General features: G+C 71.7%; 15 protein-coding genes and 1 CRISPR repeat array. Of the genes, 5 read left to right on the forward strand and 10 right to left on the reverse strand.

What is annotated here, in order from left to right:
* Window positions 1-23 precede the first annotated feature (23 nt).
* The 5 genes from ACFRCG_RS08755 to ACFRCG_RS08775 all read right to left on the reverse strand — a co-directional run bounded on the left by ACFRCG_RS08755 (window position 24) and on the right by ACFRCG_RS08775 (window position 4,783).
* On the reverse strand, window positions 24-686 hold the full coding sequence (locus tag ACFRCG_RS08755; RefSeq protein ID WP_379996616.1) for a hemerythrin domain-containing protein: 663 nt from the start codon (window positions 684-686) through the stop codon (window positions 24-26).
* A gap of 185 nt (window positions 687-871) precedes the next feature.
* Window positions 872-1,549 carry a uracil-DNA glycosylase gene (locus ACFRCG_RS08760; protein ID WP_380030083.1) on the reverse strand — a complete coding sequence of 226 codons (678 nt, stop codon included), beginning with the start codon at window positions 1,547-1,549 and terminating at the stop codon, window positions 872-874.
* A 135-nt stretch (window positions 1,550-1,684) separates the two neighbouring features.
* Window positions 1,685-2,245: a DoxX family protein gene (locus tag ACFRCG_RS08765; protein ID WP_380030084.1), complete on the reverse strand. Its 561-nt coding sequence runs from the start codon at window positions 2,243-2,245 to the stop codon at window positions 1,685-1,687.
* A 118-nt stretch (window positions 2,246-2,363) separates the two neighbouring features.
* Window positions 2,364-2,590: direct repeats of the CRISPR family, unit length 23 nt; unit sequence CTCACCGTCCTCAAACGCCGGAC.
* 291 nt (window positions 2,591-2,881) lie between these two features.
* Window positions 2,882-3,682: an ABC transporter ATP-binding protein gene (locus tag ACFRCG_RS08770; RefSeq protein ID WP_380030085.1), complete on the reverse strand. Its 801-nt coding sequence runs from the start codon at window positions 3,680-3,682 to the stop codon at window positions 2,882-2,884.
* An 81-nt stretch (window positions 3,683-3,763) separates the two neighbouring features.
* Window positions 3,764-4,783, reverse strand: coding sequence for a WD40 repeat domain-containing protein (locus ACFRCG_RS08775; RefSeq protein WP_380030086.1), 1,020 nt, complete (start codon window positions 4,781-4,783; stop codon window positions 3,764-3,766).
* 176 nt (window positions 4,784-4,959) lie between these two features.
* On the opposite strand from ACFRCG_RS08775, the gene ACFRCG_RS08780 reads away from it, so the two are divergent.
* Window positions 4,960-5,601, forward strand: coding sequence for a hypothetical protein (locus ACFRCG_RS08780; RefSeq protein ID WP_380030087.1), 642 nt, complete (start codon window positions 4,960-4,962; stop codon window positions 5,599-5,601).
* Window positions 5,602-5,970: 369 nt separating this feature from the next.
* Here the strand turns inward: ACFRCG_RS08780 and ACFRCG_RS08785 are convergent, their stop codons facing one another.
* Window positions 5,971-6,432 (reverse strand): MarR family winged helix-turn-helix transcriptional regulator, encoded by a 462-nt coding sequence (locus tag ACFRCG_RS08785; RefSeq protein WP_380030099.1) that lies wholly within the window; start codon window positions 6,430-6,432, stop codon window positions 5,971-5,973.
* A 356-nt stretch (window positions 6,433-6,788) separates the two neighbouring features.
* Between ACFRCG_RS08785 and ACFRCG_RS08790 the strand changes: the two genes are divergently transcribed.
* Window positions 6,789-8,168, forward strand: a complete 1,380-nt coding sequence (locus ACFRCG_RS08790; RefSeq protein ID WP_380030100.1) for an MFS transporter — start codon at window positions 6,789-6,791, stop codon at window positions 8,166-8,168.
* A gap of 131 nt (window positions 8,169-8,299) precedes the next feature.
* Window positions 8,300-9,091, forward strand: coding sequence for a PIG-L deacetylase family protein (locus ACFRCG_RS08795; protein WP_380030088.1), 792 nt, complete (start codon window positions 8,300-8,302; stop codon window positions 9,089-9,091).
* Between the two features lie 458 nt (window positions 9,092-9,549).
* On the opposite strand, the gene ACFRCG_RS08800 is transcribed toward ACFRCG_RS08795, so the two are convergent.
* Window positions 9,550-10,437, reverse strand: coding sequence for an RNA polymerase sigma factor SigF (locus tag ACFRCG_RS08800; protein WP_380030089.1), 888 nt, complete (start codon window positions 10,435-10,437; stop codon window positions 9,550-9,552).
* Window positions 10,438-10,865: 428 nt separating this feature from the next.
* Complete coding sequence (locus ACFRCG_RS08805; RefSeq protein WP_380030090.1) at window positions 10,866-14,240, reverse strand: pyruvate carboxylase; 3,375 nt, start codon at window positions 14,238-14,240, stop codon at window positions 10,866-10,868.
* A 428-nt stretch (window positions 14,241-14,668) separates the two neighbouring features.
* Here ACFRCG_RS08805 and ACFRCG_RS08810 point away from each other — a divergent pair, with 428 nt between their 5' ends.
* Complete coding sequence (locus ACFRCG_RS08810) at window positions 14,669-15,223, forward strand: DUF3558 family protein (protein WP_380030091.1); 555 nt, start codon at window positions 14,669-14,671, stop codon at window positions 15,221-15,223.
* Between the two features lie 407 nt (window positions 15,224-15,630).
* The gene (locus ACFRCG_RS08815) at window positions 15,631-16,215 is read left to right on the forward strand and encodes a sigma-70 family RNA polymerase sigma factor (RefSeq protein WP_379996593.1); all 585 of its coding nucleotides are present in this window, start codon (window positions 15,631-15,633) and stop codon (window positions 16,213-16,215) included.
* Window positions 16,216-16,266: 51 nt separating this feature from the next.
* Here ACFRCG_RS08815 and ACFRCG_RS08820 read toward each other — a convergent pair whose 3' ends face one another.
* Both ACFRCG_RS08820 and ACFRCG_RS08825 read right to left on the reverse strand, forming a co-directional pair.
* Window positions 16,267-16,848, reverse strand: coding sequence for a TerD family protein (locus tag ACFRCG_RS08820; RefSeq protein ID WP_379996591.1), 582 nt, complete (start codon window positions 16,846-16,848; stop codon window positions 16,267-16,269).
* Window positions 16,849-17,012: 164 nt separating this feature from the next.
* A complete protein-coding gene (locus ACFRCG_RS08825; RefSeq protein ID WP_380030092.1) occupies window positions 17,013-17,798 on the reverse strand; it encodes a hypothetical protein in 786 nt (261 codons plus the stop codon).
* Window positions 17,799-18,308 lie beyond the last annotated feature (510 nt).

The raw sequence follows: 18,308 nt of genomic DNA on the forward strand, positions 1-18,308 counted from the left end.
CACAGTCGGTCCCGTCCCGGTCGTCAGGAGCCGCCGTACGCGGCGCGCCGACGCCGCTCGTAGGCGCGCCGCCAGCCGGCCCGCCACAGCAGCGCCGTCCCCGGCGGGATCCAGCGCAGCACCCGCCGCCGCTCGGCGCCGGTGGCGTGGTGCAGGTGGAAGGCCACGAAGGCCGGGAGATCACGGCCCCAGACCCGCACGGTCCGGGTCGGCATCCGCCCGTCGGGCGTGCCGCGCACGTGCCGCCGCATCAGCGGGAACAGCTCGTGCTCCTCGGCCAGGCTGTGCCGGGCGACCAGTTCGCACAGTCGCCCGATCGCGGGCGACCGATCCCGCAGCGGCACGCTCCGGTCGGCGACCAGGCGCATCGCCTCCTCCAGGGTCGAGTGGTCGACCTGGAAGGCGGTCACGGTGCGGGCGGCCCGGGGCGAACCGGCGCGCACCGACGGGTACAGGACGATGTGCTCCTCGCGATGGTGCGCGCGCAGGAAGCGCAGCACCAGCGCGAGATGTTCCTCGACCGCGCGCACGCGCAGGATGTCGACCGGATCGAGGTGTCGGGTCACCTCGGTCAGCCGGGCCAACTCCTCGCGCAGGCCGCGATGCGCGACGTAGCCGGGAGTCAGGTCGAGGGTGGGGGTGGGCGTGGAGGTGGGAGTGACGGGCCGAACTGTGGACGTGGACACGGGGGCCGCCTCGGGAGGCACGGGATGGGGGAACCCCACACCGTAAGGGCGCCCGGCACGTATTCCGCAGCAATGCAAGGAGATTTCCGGCCATTCCCGAATGGCGCCCGTTTCCGGTCCGATAGCGGCCGAGCCGATACCGAACCGGAACGCTGGATGTCGCTTTTCTTGCGCCTCTCGTTTTGCTACTTCTTCACGTTGGGGATCGTCCAGTCGATCGGCTTGTGCCCCATGGTCTCGAGCGCGGCGTCGATCTGCGAGAACGGCTTGCTGCCGTGGAAGAGCTTCGCGGACAGCGGCGAGGGGTGCGCCCCCTGCACTATGGCGTGCCTGGTGGTGTCGATCAGCGAGATCTTCTTCTTCGCGTGCCCGCCCCACAGCACGAACACCACCGGCTCGTCCCGGTCGTTGACCGCCTTGATCACCGCGTCGGTGAACTTCTCCCAGCCCTTGCCCTTGTGCGAGGCGGCCTCGTGCGCGCGCACGGTGAGCACCGTGTTGAGCAGCAGCACACCCTGCCGCGCCCACGGCATCAGGTAGCCGTTGTCGGGGATCGGCAGGCCGATGTCGGCGTTCATCTCCTTGTAGATGTTGCGCAGCGACGGCGGGATGCGCACCTCGGGCCGGACCGAGAAGGACATGCCGTGCGCCTGGTTGTCGTCGTGGTACGGGTCCTGCCCGACCACCAGCACCCGCACGTCCTGGTACGGCGTCGCCTCCAGCGCCGCGAACACCTCGTCCTCCGGCGGGAAGATCTGGTGTTCCTTGCGTTCCGCGTCCACGTACGCGGTCAGCTCGGCGTAGTAGGGCTTCGCCAGCTCCTCCGCGAGCACGGGCTGCCAGGACTCGGGCAACGTCTGCACAGCAAGAACCTCCACACGAGGGCGTTCGAGACGCCCATGGATCAACGAGGACCCCAACGTAGCCGCTCGCGCGGACACCGCGGCCCGCCCCGAGGGGTTCGGGGCGGGCCGCGGTGATCGAGGCGGTCCGAAGTGTTACGCGTCGACCGTCTCGTCCGGCTTCGCCTCCGGCTCCGGCTCCGGCTTGTAGCAGAGCTTGAGCAGCAGGGCGGCGTTCGCCACCCCGACACCGGCGGCGAACAGCGCCGGACGCAGGCCGGATCGCCGGCGGCCGACCAGGGCGTCGAGCGAGTACTTGCCGTTGCCGAGCGCGGCCAGCGCGACCGCGGCACCGCCGACCACGGCGGTGTACTCCCAGCCGCCCTTGAACACGAAAAAGCCCTTGCCCTTGTGGTCGGTCGCGGCGGCGACGCTCATCAGCCCCACCGTGGCCGCCGACGGCAGCGGGTTGGCCACGCCGAGCACGATGCCGACGCCGGCCGCCATCTCGGTCCCGGCCGCGAGGCGCGCGTGCACCTCGGCGGGCTGGAGACCGAGCGACTCGAACCAGCCGGTGGTGCCGGCGAGGCCGCCGGGGCCGGCGACCTTGTTGTAGCCGTGCGCGAACAACATCGGGCCGAGCGTGGCCCGAAGCACCAACGCCGCCACGTCCCGACCCTCGGCCGCCACCGGGGCCTTCTTCTTCCTGCCGAACATCGCCCACCTCATCAGCTGACACATCGTCACATCTCAGTAGGCAACCTACCTGTCGCGAAACGCGCACCGAAACGGGGCCGGCGCCCTTGGCCCCGTTCGCGAATGGGCCACGTTCCCACCAGCCGTCCTCAAACGCCGGACGGGCTGATGGGGCGGGCCACGTCCACGGGCAAGCCCACCTCGGCTCACCGTCCTCAAACGCCGGACGGGCTGGTCGAGTCGGCCACATCAACAGGTGAGCCAACCTCACCTCACCGTCCTCAAACGCCGGACAGGCTGATGTGCTCACCTTCGACCGCAACCAATCCAAGCTCGGCTCACCGTCCTCAAACGCCGGACGGGCCGAAGCGCTCGACCTCATCCGTAAATGGGCCGACTCAACCCGCTCCCGCAGCCGAATCCCCGAACGCCACCAAAACCAGCCCGTCCGGCGCTTGAGGACGGCGAGCCGGTCCTCGGCCCGCCCACGGACGTGGCCAACCCCATCAGCCCGTCCGGCGTTTGAGGACGGCAAGCGGGCACGCGCCCACCCACGACCGGGGCCAGACCCGATCAGCCCGTCCGGCGTTTGAGGACGGCAAGCGGGCACGCGGCCCACTCGCGACCGGGGCCAAGCGCACCAGTCGGGGACCGGGCTCAGCCGGAGGCGACCGTGGCGGCCTCGCCGTCAGGCCTCGGCACCACCACGGGCGTGCCGTCCCCCGGCGCCCGCAGGATGTCCGCGTCCACGTCGTACAACGCCCGCACCAACGCCGCGTCCACCACCTCCCGAGGCGGCCCCGACGCAATCACCCGCCCCGCCCGCATCGCGACCAGCACGTCCGCGTAGCGCGCCGCCGATGCCAGATCGTGCAGCACCATCACCACCGTGCGCCCACCCGCGGCCACCCGCCGAACCAGCCCCAACACCTCGACCGCGTGCCCGAGATCGAGCGCCGACGTCGGCTCGTCGAGCAACATCACCGGCGCCTCCTGCGCGATCACCATCGCGACCCAACAGCGCTGCCGCTGCCCGCCGGAGAGCCGGTCGAGCCGCCGATCGGCCAACGAGAGCACGCCGGTCGCGGTCAACGCCTCCCGGCACACCCGCTCGTCCTCGCGCGACCACTGGCGGAACAGACCCTGGTGCGGATGCCGCCCATACCGCACCAGGCCGGACACCGTGACCGCCTCCGGCGCCTGCGGGTTCTGCGGCAACAGGCCCACGCGGTGCGCGGCCTGACGTGGCTTCAGCCCCCAGATGTCCGCGCCGCCGACCGCGACGCGGCCCGACTCCGGCCGGTGCAGGCGCGCGATCGAGCGCAGCAGCGTCGACTTCCCACAGCCGTTCGGCCCGACGATCGCGACCACCGTGCCCGCGGCGACGGACAGGTCGACGCCCGACACCGCACGATGGCCCGGGTATCCGGCATGCAGATCTTCCACGAGCAGTTCCATGGGCGGACCTCCCGGCCGTACACAGCATATGTAAGGCGAGGCTAACCTAATCGGACCGGCTCGCGGCACCGGTGCCCCCGGTCAACGGTTGGTCAACTCCGGGAACCACCGAGCGCCGACCCGTCCCGCGCGGTCCGCGAACAGCAGCGCGTCCGTCCCGTGCCAAGCGAGCGCGGCCACCGGCGCCGAGACGTGCCGGCGCGCGAGCGGGGTGGCCGCCTTGCGCGCCGACCCCGCCCGTACATCCCACACCACGAGCATCCCGTCACCCCCCGAGGTGGCCAACAGACCGCCACCGGCCGGCCGCCACCGCGGCGCGCACGCCCGGGGTTGGGCGGGCAGCCGCCGCGGGCGCGGGCGTACCCGGCCGCCTCGGGCGGCGAGATCCCACACGGTGAGCCCGGCCCGGTCCTCGACCGCGAGCCGGCCGCCACCCGCGTCGAGGGCGAGCCCGACGGCGGGCAGGTCGCCGACCGAGTCCAGGTCCTCGTGCGTGCCGCCGGCCCCGCGCACCTGCACCCCCGGCACGTCGCCCGCCGCGCACAACCAGGCCCCGCCCGGCGTACCTGCCAAGAGCCGCACCGGGACCGGCCAGGTCCACACGTTCGTGCGGCCGCGCGGTCCGTACATGTGCACCTCGCCGCCGAGCGCAACCGCGAGTGCGCCCCCGTCCACCCAGACCACGTCGTCCACCCGCACCCGCCCGTCCACGGCGGGCCACGACTCGGTCCCGGTGCCGGGCGCGTACACCCGTACGACGCCACCGAAGGACACCGCGCAACGGCCGTCCGCGGACCACGCGCAGCGGGCGGGCAGGCCCGGCGTCCGCAACACCAGGGCGCCGTCGGTGACCCGCCACAGGGCGTAGCCGGTGGGCCCGGCGAGGGCGACCACCGTGCCGTCCGGCGAGAATTCGGCCCGGTACACCCCGCCCGGCACCACGATCCGGGCCAGGAACCGCCCGGTCGCCGCGTCGAGGAGACGCACCCCGCCGGCGACCCCCGCGACCACGCACAACCCTCCCGCGATCGCGACGTCGGACGGTACGTCGTCGATCCCGTGCTCCCAGCCAAGCCCCGTACGTGTCGCCATGACGGTCATCGCGGCCCCCTTGTTCGCGGGCCGATCCTCGCGCGCTCGTGTTTCGTCCAGGAAAACTCCCACCCGGGAAACTCCCGTCCCGGCGCCGGTTTCCCCGCGTTCGCCGCGTCTGCTAGTAAGGCGATCGGACCTGTTCACCGATGGATCGGATCACACCGTTGAGGACCCTCGCAGACATGGCGCCGATCACAACGGACATGGCGGGCGCCAGTGGGAACGAGCCCACCATCTTCGTCGCGGGCCTGGTCCTCGTCGCGGCCGGCGCCCTGTTGGCACTCGCGGGCCGCCGCCGATTCGCAGACGACGGAGAAGAGGTGGAGGACGAGTACGACGAGGAGCCGATCAAGGCCCTCCCGATACCAGCCACGCCCACCGAGACAACCACCAACGCGGCGCAACCGAAGGAGAGTTCCCCCACCGCAACGAAACCCGAACCCACCACATCCCCGAAGCCCGCACCCAAGCCCGCCACCAAGACCACGCCGCCGATCACACAATCTTCGGCAGTTTCGGACCCCGCACCCAAAACCACCCCGGCGAACAAAGCCACAACGGCCGACGCCACCGCCACGAAGCAAGGCCCCAAGCCCCAGCCGACACCCGACGAAACCACCGCACCCGAGCCGGCAGCGCCACCGGCATCCACCGCCGAACGCAAGCCCGATCCCGACACCGGCCCCGCACCCTCCGCAGCCCCCGAGCCACCCCCGGCGCCGACAACGAACACCGACCCCGCCGCCGAATCCCCCGACCCGGCACCGGACTCCACCCCCGACACGACCGACAAGCCCACGACAAAGCCCGACCCGAGCCCCTGAAACGCGCCTTCGATCCCCCACCAAGCACCACAAGGCCCGAAAGAAACCACCACGGCCTTCTTGTCGCCCGGCGTTGAAGATGCCGACGAACTCTGACGGCGAAGCCCCGCCGGTCGGTGTTCCTGCGGGCCGTCGTCGGTGAGGTGTCGTTTTCTTCGGCAGGGTGCCGGTGGATCGGCCTCGGTCGGACTCCTCGCGGCGCTCGCCGCCACGGCGCCCTGGAAGAAGCCATCACGTCGGTGCCCTGGCAGCGGAGGCACGACGTCCGCCCGCCGGGTTCCCCGCTGAACTCAACCCCCGGTCTTCACCCGGCCGGCCCACCGCACCCCCGCCCCGACCCGGCTCACCGCACCCACCGGCCCCGTCGACTCACCCGCGCGCAACGCCGCCCGTGTGCGCGGCCTCGCCCGTTGTGGCGTCCGTTTCGCGGCGGGGCCATTCGCGGCCCTCCGTGCTCTCGACCGCGCGGTTGAAGCGGGTCAGTACCTCGAACAGTTCGCGGCGTTCGCCCTCGTCCCAGGACGCCAATACGCGTTCCAGGCCCCGGCAATGGCCGGTACGTTCCGCCGCCAGGTGTTCGGTGCCCGCCTCGGTGATGCGCAGTTTGCGGGCCAGGCCGCCGTCCGGGTCCGCGATGCGCTCGGCGTCGCCCGCCCGCAGGAGTGCGGCCACCTGGCGGTTCACCGTCGAGGTGTCGAGCCGAAACGCTTCTGCCAGCGCGCCGATCGTCATCGGTCCCTCGACCTCCAGGCGAGTCAGCAGCAGGTAGGCCGACCGCTCCATGCCGTCGCCCCGCCGCTTGCCCATGACGTGGTGCCGAGCGATCAGCATCAGCTCCCGCTCGATGCCTTCCAACACATCCACTCCCGCCTTCACACCCGATGCGCCGTGTACGACCCTAGCGCCGAGCCCAGGCAATGTGCACGATACACATCATGTGTATCGTGCACATTCATTGACCGCGGCAATCATTCCGCCGCTGCCGGCACCCCGGCCCTACGCCCACGCCACACGCCACAAGTCCCAGGAGGCAGTCAGTGACCGGTTCGAGCGGCATACCGAAGCCGGGCCCGGCGGATGCGGGCGCAGGTGCGGGCGCGGGCGTCCTCCCCCATCCGCCCGCCACCGTGGATCGTGCCGGCCGAGTGGTGGCCGTACTCGCGTTCTGCGGCGTGGTCGTCGCGCTGATGCAGACCCTCGTCGTCCCGCTGCTGCCGAACCTGCCCCGGATGCTCGACACCTCGCCCGCCGACGCCTCCTGGGTGGTCACCGCCACGCTGCTGTCGGGGGCGGTCTGCACACCCGTGATGGGGCGCCTCGGCGACATGTTCGGCAAACGCCGGATCCTGGTCGTCAGCCTCGGCCTGATGGTCGCCGGCTCGGTGTTGTGCGCGTTGTCCGACTCGCTGCTCCCGATGGTGGGCGGCCGGCTGCTCCAGGGCGCGTCGTTCGGCGTGATTCCGCTCGGCATCAGCATCATGCGCGACGAACTCCCGCCCGCGAAGCTGGGTTCCTCGATCGCGCTGATGAGCGCGACGCTCGGCATCGGCGGCGCGATCGGACTGCCGGTGGCCGCGTTGATCGCGCAGAACGCCGACTGGCACATGATGTTCTGGGCGGCCGGCGCGATCGGCGCGCTGGACATCGTCCTCGTACTGCTCCTGGTGCCCGAGTCGCCGATCCGGCTGCCGGGACGGTTCGACTTCGCGGGCGCGGGCGGCCTGTCCGTCGGACTCGTCGCCCTGCTGCTCGCCATCACCAAGGGCGCCGACTGGGGTTGGGCCAGCGCCGTCACGCTCGGTCTGTTCGGCCTGGCGGTCGTGGTCCTGCTCGGTTGGGGATGGCTCGAACTGCGCACCGCGCAGCCGCTCGTCGACCTGCGCGTCTCGGCCCGCCCGCAGGTGCTCTTCACCAACCTCGCCTCGATCGTGGTCGGTTTCGCGATGTTCGCCCAGTCGCTGGTGTTCCCGCAGGTGCTGATGAATCCGGAGAGCACCGGCTACGGGCTGGGCAAGAGCATGGTGGTCGCGGGTCTGTGCATGGCGCCGTCCGGGATCGTGATGATGCTCGTCTCGCCGCTGTCCGCCCGGCTTTCCGCCGCCCACGGGCCGAAGGTCTCGCTCCTGGTGGGCACCCTGGTGATCGCGATCGGCTACGCGTGCTCGGTGTTCATGCTCGACGCGATCTGGAAGATCGTCGCGATGGCGGTGCTGTCGGCGGTCGGTGTGGCCCTGGCCTACGCGGCGATGCCCTCGCTGATCATGCAGGCCGTGCCGATCGGCGAGACCGGGTCGGCGACGGGCCTGAACACGCTGATGCGCTCGATCGGGACGTCGACGTCCAGCGCGGTGATCGGCGTCGTGGTCGCGAATCTGACGATGCGTTCGGGTGGGCGGGAGTTCCCCTCCCGCGCCGCGTTCACGACCTCGCTGTGGTTGGGCTGCGGAGCGGCGGTCCTGGGCCTGTGTGTGGCGTTGTTCATCCCCGGACGCAAACCGGTCGAAGCCGCGCAGATCCCGGCGCGAAAGCGCACGGAGGACACCGAGGCCGTGCCGACGGCCACCTGACGGCACATCAATTCCCGTGTCGCGCATGGTCAAACCCGCTCGGGTGACGGATGCTCGTAAGTCTTACCCAGGCGCCGACCACCCCTCCGGGAGATCGTCACCCCTACTCCGCCACTCGACAGGGAGCCCCAATGAGCCTTCCCACCTTCCGCGGATCGCGTACGCCCGTACCCGATTCGAGTTCCGGGAGCACGTGGACCACCACGTCCGAATGGCGACGGCAACCGCTGCCGGTGACCCTCCCCGAGGACTGGCCGGTCCTGGCCGGCGGCCTCGTGGTGGTCGCCGCGCACCCGGAGGACGCGGTGCTCGGGGTGGGCGGATTCATCTCGCGGGCGGTGGCGGGCGGCGCGCCGGTCCGGGTGGTCAGCGTGACCGACGGCGACGCGTCCCATCCCGGCAGCCGCTTACCCGGATCGGTACTGGCCGCCCGACGCATCCGCGAATCCGACCGGGCGTTCGCCACGCTGGTCGGCAATCCCGGCGGGGTGGCCCCGGTGGAGGTGATCCGGCTGCGCATCCCGGACCGCACGGTCGGCAGCCACGAACGCGACCTGGCCGAGCGGCTGATCCCGCTCGTCGCGGGCTTCGCGCTGTGCGCCACGAACTGGCGCGAGGACGGCTTCGCGGATCACGAGAGCACCGGCCGCGCGGCCGACGCGGCGTGCCGGGAAACCGGCGTCGGGCTGGTCGAGTTCCCGCTGCGGATGTGGCAGTGGGCCCGACCGGACGACGCCCGGGTGCCGTGGAGCCGGGCACTGCGGGTCGACCTGACCGAGGTGCAACTGGCCCGCAAGGAACGGGCGTTGTCGTGCCTGGCCTCCCAGATAGCCCCGCTGGTCCCGGGCCGCGACGACCGGATCCCCCTGCCCCCGGAAAAACTGGCCTACTTCCGCCGCCCCTTCGAGGTCCTGTTCCGCTGACGCGGCCCGGCAGGCCGTACGCACGCCGGCTGCGGCGGCCCCGGGACAGGCGACTCCACGGTCGGCCGCACCCGGGTGGTCGCGGGGCCGGGTGGTCGCGGCGGCCACGACCGGGCCGCGCTCGTCGGGCCACATCGTGCCGTCGCCCCGCTGCCCATCCGGCGCGTGGACGTCCCGCTCGGCGGCGGCATCCGGCCGGCCGCTCCGCTCCGGCCCGGCCGCGGTACTCGCGCCGCGGCCGCGTCGGCCCGCCGGCGATACCCGTGCGGCGAGTCCGGCCCACCCCCGGCTCGCCCGGCCTCGGCCCTCACCCTGCCCACGGGAGGCGCGGCCGGCCGTGACCGCACGGCGCACCGCACACGGCCCGCGCCGCACCCGACACCGCGCACGCGCCCCGCCGACCCGCACCCGCCGCCCCCATCCCGAGCCGGCAGGCATCAGGCATCAGGCATCAGGCATCAGCCCGGGATCATCAACCGTTCACGCAACGAAGCCAGCGTGCGGGCCAGAAGGCGGGACACGTGCATCTGCGAGATGCCGATCCGCTCGCCGATCTGCGCCTGCGTCAGGTTGCCGTAGAACCGCATGACCAGGATCGCCCGCTCACGCTGCGGCAACTCGGCCAGCAGCGGGCGCAGCGCCTCGCGGTACTCGACCAGGTCGAGCGCGTGGTCCTCGGAGCCGAGCCGGTCGCCGACCGTCTCCTGCCCGTCCGCGTCCCCGTAGGCGGTCTCGTCCAGCGAGGTCGCGGTGTACACGGTGCAGGCGTCCAGGCCCTCCAGCACCTCCTCCTCGGTGATGCACAACCGCTCGGCCAGCTCGCGCGGCGTGGGCGTACGCCCGTGCATAGCGGTCAGCTCGTCGGTGGCCCGCAGCAGCTCGGTACGCAGCTCGCGCAGCCGCCGCGGCACCCGCACCGACCACGAGGTGTCCCGGAAGAAACGCTTGATCTCGCCGATGATGGTCGGCATCGCGTAAGCCATGAAGCTGCTGCCGCGATCCGCCTCGTAGCGGTCGATCGCCTTGATCAGGCCGATCGTGCCGACCTGGACGATGTCCTCGACCGGCTCGCCGCGCCGCCGGTAGCGCCCGGCCGCGTGCCGCACCATCGGCAGGTTCAGCTCGACGAGCAGTCCGCGCAGGTACGAGTGGTCCACGGTGCCCGGCTCCAGCGTGGCGAGCCGGGCGAGCATCAGATCGCCGGCCGCCCGGGCCATCGGCGTGGGCAGCCGGGTGACCAGGTGCGGGTGGGCCAACAGGTCGTCTAGATCTACGGTCGGCGCCGGCGGGGGTGCCGCGACGCGGAGTTCCGCGGTCGTGTCGAGGGTGCTCAGGCGCACGGCCATGCAGGGTCTCCCAATCCGGATGGATGGACACCGATAACCCCGAGCGACATCGAGTCTGTGACCTGAAGCACAGGAAGATCAAGAGCCCTCCGGGGGTACGTCCTGAGGTCAGGATCGCGACATGCGGGCTCACCTCGGCAAACGACGGACCGGCGAAACGGAAAAAACGCACGAAAGCAGCCCATACGGCGCAGTGAAAGCGGACATTCGATAATCAAACGTCTGCCAAACGTGTCCGTAAAAGCCACGAACCACCACCCGAATGCTCGGGTGGTGGTTCGTGTGGTTCGGGCCGTTCGAGAAAACGATCGGGTCGGTCCGGGATTCGATCGAGTCCGACCCGCGCCGAAGCGCGAGTGGGACCGGGTCGGCCACGCCGGGCTCCAGCCGAGGCCCGGCCCGACCGGGCCCGTCCGGCCCGGCCCGGCTCAGCCCAGTTCGAGCAGCAGGTCCCCCGCCTCGACCGAGGACACCTGCCCGATCGCGAGCCGGGCCACCGTGCCCGCGCTCTGCGCCGTGATCGACGCCTCCATCTTCATCGCCTCGATGGTCGCCACCGTGCCGCCGGCCTCGACCTCGTCGCCCACGGCCACCTGGAGGGTGACCACGCCGCTGAACGGCGCGGCCACGTGCTTCGGGTTCTCCGGGTTGGCCCGCTCGCTCTCCGGACGCGCCGGCTTGACCGAGCGGTCACGCACCGAGAGCACCCGGGGCTGGCCGTTCATCCGGCAGTAGACGGTGCGGAAGCCGCGCTCGTCGGCTTCGCCGACCGCCTCGACCGCGAGGTAGAGCGACACCCCCGTGGCCAACTTGATGGCCAGTTCCTCGCCCTGGACCAGGCCGTAAAGGAACGGCACGGTCGGCACCGCGGAGACGTCGCCGTACAACCGCTCGGCCTCGTCGTAGTCCCGGGCCGGGCCGGGGAACAGCAGCCGGTTGAGCGTCTCGCGCAGCCGGTCGCCGTCCAGCGCGGCGTCCTGCTCCGGGGTCAGCTCCACGGTGCGGGTCGAGCTTGCCGTGCGGCCCGCGAGGGCGCGGGTGCGGAACGGCTCGGGCCAGCCGCCGGGCGGGGTGCCCAGCTCGCCCTGGAGGAAGCCGATCACCGAGTCGGGCACGTCGAACGCGCCCGGGTCGGCCTCGAACTTGGCCGGGTCCGCGCCCACCGCGCTCAGGTGCAGGGCCAGGTCGCCGACCACCTTGCTGGACGGGGTGACCTTGACGATGTTGCCGAGGATCCGGTTCGAGGCCGCGTAGGCGTCCTCGATGTCCTCGAACTTGTGGCCCAGGCCCAGCGCGATCGCCTGCTGGCGCAGGTTGGACAGCTGGCCGCCGGGGATCTCGTGCCGGTACACCCGCCCGGTCGGCGCGGGCAGCCCCGACTCGAACGGCGCGTACGCCTCGCGCACCGCGGCCCAGTAGGGCTCCAGGGCGCACAGCGCGTCCAGGGACAGGCCGGTGGCCCGCTCGGTGTAGTCGGTCGCGGCCACGATCGCGGACAGCGGCGGCTGGCTGGTGGTACCGGCCAGCGCGGCCGAGGCGCCGTCGATCGCGTCCACCCCGGCCTCGACCGCGGCCAGGTAGGTGGCGAGCTGCCCGCCGGCGGTGTCGTGCGTGTGCAGGTGTACCGGCAGGTCGAAGCGCTCGCGCAGCGCGCCGATCAGGGTCCGGGCGGCGGGCGCGCGGAGCAGGCCGGCCATGTCCTTGACGCACAGCACGTGTACGCCGGCCTCGACCAGCTGCTCGGCGAGCCGCAGGTAGTAGTCCAGCGTGTACAGCTTCTCGGCCGGGTTGGACAGGTCGCTCGTGTAGCAGAGCGTGCCCTCGGCGATCGCGTGCGTGCCGAGGGTGGCCTCGATCGCCGGCCGCATCGCCTCGACGTCGTTGAGCGCGTCGAAGATGCGGAAGATGTCGATGCCGGTGCGGGCCGCCTCCTCGACGAACTTCACGCACACCTTGTCCGGGTACGGCGTGTAGCCGACCGTGTTGCGTCCGCGCAGCAGCATCTGGATGTTGAGGTTGGGCATGCCCTCGCGCAGCGCCGCGAGCCGCTGCCACGGGTCCTCCTTGAGGAAGCGCAGCGCGACGTCGTAGGTCGCCCCGCCCCACGCCTCGACGCTCAGCAACTCCGGCGTCAGGCGCGCCACATAGGGCGCCGCGGCGGCGAGGTCGTAGGTGCGTACCCGGGTCGCGAGCAGCGACTGGTGCGCGTCGCGGAAGGTGGTGTCGGTGACCGCGAGCGCGCTCTGCTCGCGCAGTGCCCGGGCGAAGCCGGCCGCGCCCAGCTCCAGGAGCCGGTCCCGGCTGCCCGAGGGCAGCTCGCCGGCGGGCAGTTCGGGGAACTTGGTGCGCGGCACCGCGATGCTCGGCGTCGGGCCGTACGGGCGGTTGACCGTGACGTCGGCCAGGTAGGCGAGCAGGCGGGTGCCGCGGTCGGCGCCGGGGCGCGAGCGCACCAGTTCGGGGTGCTCGTCGATGAACGAGGTGGTGATCCGTCCGTCGCGGAAGGCCGGGTCGTCCAACACGGCCTGCAGGAACGGGATGTTCGTGGCGACGCCGCGGATGCGGAACTCGGCCACCGCGCGCCGGGCCCGGTTGACCGCGTCGCCGAAGGTCCGGCCCCGGCAGGTCAGCTTGACCAGCATCGAGTCGAAGTAGGGCAGCACTTCGGCGCCGGTGTAGGTGCCGCCGTCGAGCCGCACGCCCGCGCCGCCCGGCGAGCGGTAGGCGGACACCGTGCCGGTGTCGGGGCGGAAGTCGGCCGAGGGGTCCTCGGTGGTGATCCGGCACTGCAACGCGGCGCCCTGGATCCGGATCTCGCTCTGCACCAGGCCGAGGTCGGTCAGGCTCGCGCCGGCGGCCACGCGCAGCTGGGCCTGGACCAGGTCGATGCCGGTGATCTCCTCGGTGACCGTGTGCTCGACCTGGATGCGCGGGTTCATCTCGATGAACACGTAGCGACCGCGCTCGTCGAGCAGGAACTCCACGGTGCCCGCGTTGCGGTAGCCCACGGCCTCGGCGAAGCGCACCGCGTCGGCGCAGATGCGGTCGCGCAGTTCGGGGTCGAGGTTGGGCGCGGGGGCGATCTCGACGACCTTCTGGTGCCGTCGCTGCATCGAGCAGTCGCGCTCGTACAGGTGCACCACGCCGCCGTCGGCGCCGGCCAGGATCTGCACCTCGATGTGGCGCGGGCGGATGACGGCCTCTTCGAGGAAGACCGTCGGGTCGCCGAACGCGGTCTGCGCCTCGCGCATCGCGGTCTCGATCGAGGAGCGCAGGTCCTCGCGCCGGTCCACCTTGCGCAGCCCGCGCCCGCCACCGCCGGCGGCGGCCTTGACGAAGATCGGGAAGCCGATCTCGTCGGCCGCGGCCACCAGCGCGTCCACGTCGTCCTGCGGCGGCGCGGTGTGCAGGGTGGGCAGCCCGGCGCCCTTGGCCGCCTCCAGAGCGCGCACCTTGTTGCCCGCGAGCGAGAGCACCGCGGCCGAGGGGCCGACGAAGGTGATCCCGTTGGCCTCGCACGCCTCGGCGAGCAGGGGGTTCTCGGACAGGAAGCCGTAACCGGGGTAGATCGCGTCGGCGCCGCACGCGATCGCCGCGCCGACGATGGTGTCCACGTCGAGGTAGGCGCGCAGCGGGTGTCCGCGCTCGCCGATCTCGTAGCTCTCGTCCGCCTTCTGCCGATGCAGGGAGTGACGGTCCTCGTACGCGTAGACGGCGACCGTGGTGATGTCGAGCTCGGTGGCGGCGCGCAGGGCGCGTACGGCGATTTCGCCGCGGTTGGCCACCAACAGCTTACGGATCACGAGCTGCGTACCTCCTTGCCCGGGGTGTCCGGGTGCGGGGGAAATCGGACGGGTACCTCGAGACGACGAAGTGCCGGGCCCTGGGTGGAGTCTCGGCAACGGGTCGAACCCTGCGTGACTTTAGGACACGTGTGCAGGTGCCCCGCAGGCCCGGTCCACATGCCGGGCACAGCGGACGGACCGGGATTCCGTGTCCCACCTGGGGATATCGGGTTCATCGGGGCGGGTGTGACCTTGCTCGCAGCCCGCATCGCGAGACATTTCGACCCGAACGGCGGGGCGTGCGGGCCCGCCGGTGTGCGCCCGATGGCGGCCCGATCGCACTGCCGGTCGGGACACGGCGGAGCAAATGTCGGATCATGCGGGAGGCCGGGGACGACCCGGGAGTCGAGCCGGGGACGACCCGGGCAACGGGAACGGGGAACGCCGTGAGGGTTCGGATGGGCGTGGCGGTCGTGGTCGCGGCCGTCGTGCTGCCACTGGCCGGGTGCGACGACGGCGACGGGGGCGGTACGAAGGCGGCCGGGGACAAGGGCGCGAGTCCGACCGCGAGCGGCGGAACCGGTGCGAGCGGCGACCTGCGGGCGGTGGACGCGTGCTCGATCCTGACCGCCGACCAGGTCTCGCAGGCGCTGGCACTGCCGGACCTGAAGGCCGCGCAGAATCCGTTGGGCTGCGACTACGCGGCGGCCGACGGCGCCCCGGTGGTCAGCACGATCGCCACGCGCTCCAAGGCGGGCGGGGTGGACAAGGCGCTGGAGGCGTACCTGGGCACGCTGGGCGACGCACGCACCGAGAAGGTGGCGGGGGTGGGCGACGCGGCGGTCTACGTGCAGCCCGACACCGTCGGCGGCGTACTGGTCGTCGCGGCCCGGCGGGGCGACGAGACGGCGGTGTTCTCGCTGAACGCGGGCGGCGGCGACCCGCCGCCGAGCAAGGAGCAGTTGGTGTCGCTGGCAAGGCTGGCGGTGGCGAAGATGTGAGGGAGAGGGCCGAGGGGGCCGGCCCGCCGACCGTTGCGCTGTGATCACGATCGTGCGCGTACAGTCACCCATCGTTCGATGGTACGGGTTGCGACCGGCCCGGGGAACGACGGCGAATCGTCATATCGTGTACGGATATTGACCCTCCGTCATCTTCGTGTCATCTTCGCGTCGGCTTCGCGGGCCGGTGGGTTCGCCCGGGTCCTCGCACCCCGTGAGGGGGGACCAATGTCACGGCTGATTCCGGCGTCGACGGGCACATGATGGGCAGGGGAGTTGTATGACCTTGGCGCGATGAGGGATGAGCCGGGCAGGCGCCGACGGGTTCTCACCCTGTATTCCCTTCACGCCCTCCGTACTCTCCGACCCTCCATACCCTCCGTACCCTTCGATCCGGGAGCGACGACGTGAGTGATCTGCTGACCACCCCCGGCCCGCGGCTGGACCGCTTCGAGCGCGACGCCGTGCCGTTCCTGGAGCCGCTCTACCCGGCCGCGCTGCGGATGACCCGCAATGCCTCGGATGCCGAGGACCTGGTCCAGGAGACGTTCACCAAGGCGTACGCGTCCTTCCATCAGTTCCGCGACGGCACCAATCTCAAGGCTTGGCTGTATCGGATCCTCACCAACACCTTCATCACCTCCTACCGCAGAAAGCAGCGGCAGCCGGTGGTGTCGACCACGCAGGAGATCGAGGACTGGCAGCTGTACCGGGCCGCCTCGCACGAGTCGACGGGGTTGCGTTCGGCGGAGTTGGAGGCGCTGGACCACCTGCCGGACTCGGACGTGGTGGCCGCGTTGCGGGCGCTGCCCGAGGAGTTCCGGGTGACGGTGTACCTCGCGGACGTCGAGGGTTTTCCGTACAAGGAGATCGCCGCGTTCACGAAGGTGCCGCTGGGCACGGTGATGTCGCGCCTGCACCGGGGGCGGCGGCGGTTGCGCGAGGCGTTGGCGGACTACGCGCGCGAGCGTGGGTTCGTCGTCGCGGCGTAGTCCGCCCTGGGGCCCGGTCCGTGCCGATGCGGCTACGGATGGCCGGTGTGGCTACAGGTGCTTGAGGATCTCCGGCAGCAGGTCGTGGTACGTGTTGCCCTTGGCGGCCCGGCCGATCGCGGTGGCCTGCCAGCCGTCGGCCACGCGGGCCAGCTTGACCATGATCTGCGCGTCGTGGCCGCCGTGTTCGGACAGTTCGTAGCGCACGATCTCGCTGTCGTCGTGCTCGTCGACGAGCCGGCAGTAGGCGTTGGCGACTCGCGAGAAGGCGTGGCTGGAGTCGGCGCTGACCGTGAAGACCAGTGCCGTCACGCGCGGCGAAAGCGCGGCGAGGTCGACGATGATCGACTCGTCGTCGCCGTCGCCCGCGCCGGTGGTGTTGTCGCCGGTGTGCGTGACGGCGCCGTCCTTGGAGACCAACTGCCGCGGCCACACCGTGTCGACGAGGTGGTGGTCGGCGTCGAACAGCAGGCAGGACGCGTCGAGGTCGACGCCGGTAAGCGCCTGCAGGCCCGGGCGCAGCCCCTTGTGCTTGACCGCGTCCCAGCCCAGCCCCATCCGGACCCGCGCGGCCGAACCGGCCTCGCCCTTGCCTATGGTGACGCTCTCCCCCTGTGCGAGAACGACCGTCATCGCAAACTCCCCTCTACGGTGGTTCCCCGATTGCGCCGGCCCGTCCCGAGACGGGCCGCGTCTGGCTGGAGAGCATCCTAGGGCGAGTGGATCAGTCCGGCGGCGCGAGTGTGTCGTTCGCTCCGAGTCGAGGGATATCCGGTATGGGTCGCCCGGGGCTCGGGTCAGGCCGTGCTGCCCGGTCGGGGCGTGCCGGACGTGGTGGCGTGGTCGGGGATCTCGATCACCTCGGCGGCGGGCGGCGCGGTCACCTTCACCGGGACGTCGAAGTCGCCGTAGCTGATCGAGCCGCTGCTCTTGCTGCCGCTCTTGCCGCCCTTGGACACGATCAGCACCGGGTAGGGCTTGCCGCCCTGGGCCTCGATGTAGACCTTGCCGTCGTCGCGTCCGGGCGGGCCGGTGAGCGGGATCATCCGCCGGTTGTTGATCGTCTCGACGGGCAGCTTGACGCCGTCCTCGGGGAAGTCCTTGAGCGCCGCGCCCGGGTCGGCCACGGTGGTGATGTTGCGCACTCCGCGCAGCTTCTCGCTGTTGGCGTCGCCCTTGAGCCACTTCCCGGCGAGCAGCTTGGCGGCGAGTTCGCCGTCCACCGTGCCGACCAGCGAGCGATACGCCTGCTCGTCGCCCCGGACGTACATGGCGTCGCCGATCCGGCGCACCTCCAGGCGTACGTCGTTCTGCTCGATGGTGCCCTGGAAGTCCTCGCTGCCGCGGTCCACCTTGAGGTCCAGCTTGATCGCCTTGCCGTCGGAGACGATGTCCGCGACGACGTGCACGGTCTTGATGTTGGCGGCCGACTGCTTGGCGCGGCGCGCGAGTTCGCCGACGTCCAGGTCCTCGTTGCGCACGGTCTCGTCGAGACCGGATGAGGCGCTGTCGGTGACCGGTGCGGTCGGCGTGCTCTTCTCGATGGTGGACAGGGGACTCGACTCGCTGCCACAAGCACTCAATGCCGCGAGCGATATGCACACCGCCACCACGGCCCCGACCCGGTGTCTCCCCACACGATTGCGACGCACACCCACTCCTAGCTCCACCGAACGAACCCCACCCGACAACCTTGCCCCTCTGACGCCCCGCCCCGCGCCCCGGTTCCCCAACCGCCACGCCAAGCCCGCGATCGAACCGTCTCCGTCTCCGACCCGGGAGGGGTGGCCCCCGGGGAACACCCGGCGTGGCACGGGCCGATCACGATCAGCGGTCGGCGCCCCGAGCCTGTTGGGCCAGGCCCGCCCAGCCCTTCGCCGCCGGGCGGGTCCGGAGGGCAGCGCGGTCGCCACGACCGCCGCCGACACCACACTCTGGTTGCGGTTGCGGTTGCGGTTGCGGGGTGCCGGTGCGGGGCGGGCCGGTGTCGCCGGGTGTGCCGCTGCCGGCGTGCGGGGCTCCGAGACTGGGGGTTTCGGGCGGGGCGGGGGTGTTGCTCGGCGGAAAAGCACCTGGCAGCGGCGGGCAGGGGA

The organism is Embleya sp. NPDC056575, assembly GCF_042793325.1.
GTDB lineage: Bacteria > Actinomycetota > Actinomycetes > Streptomycetales > Streptomycetaceae > Embleya.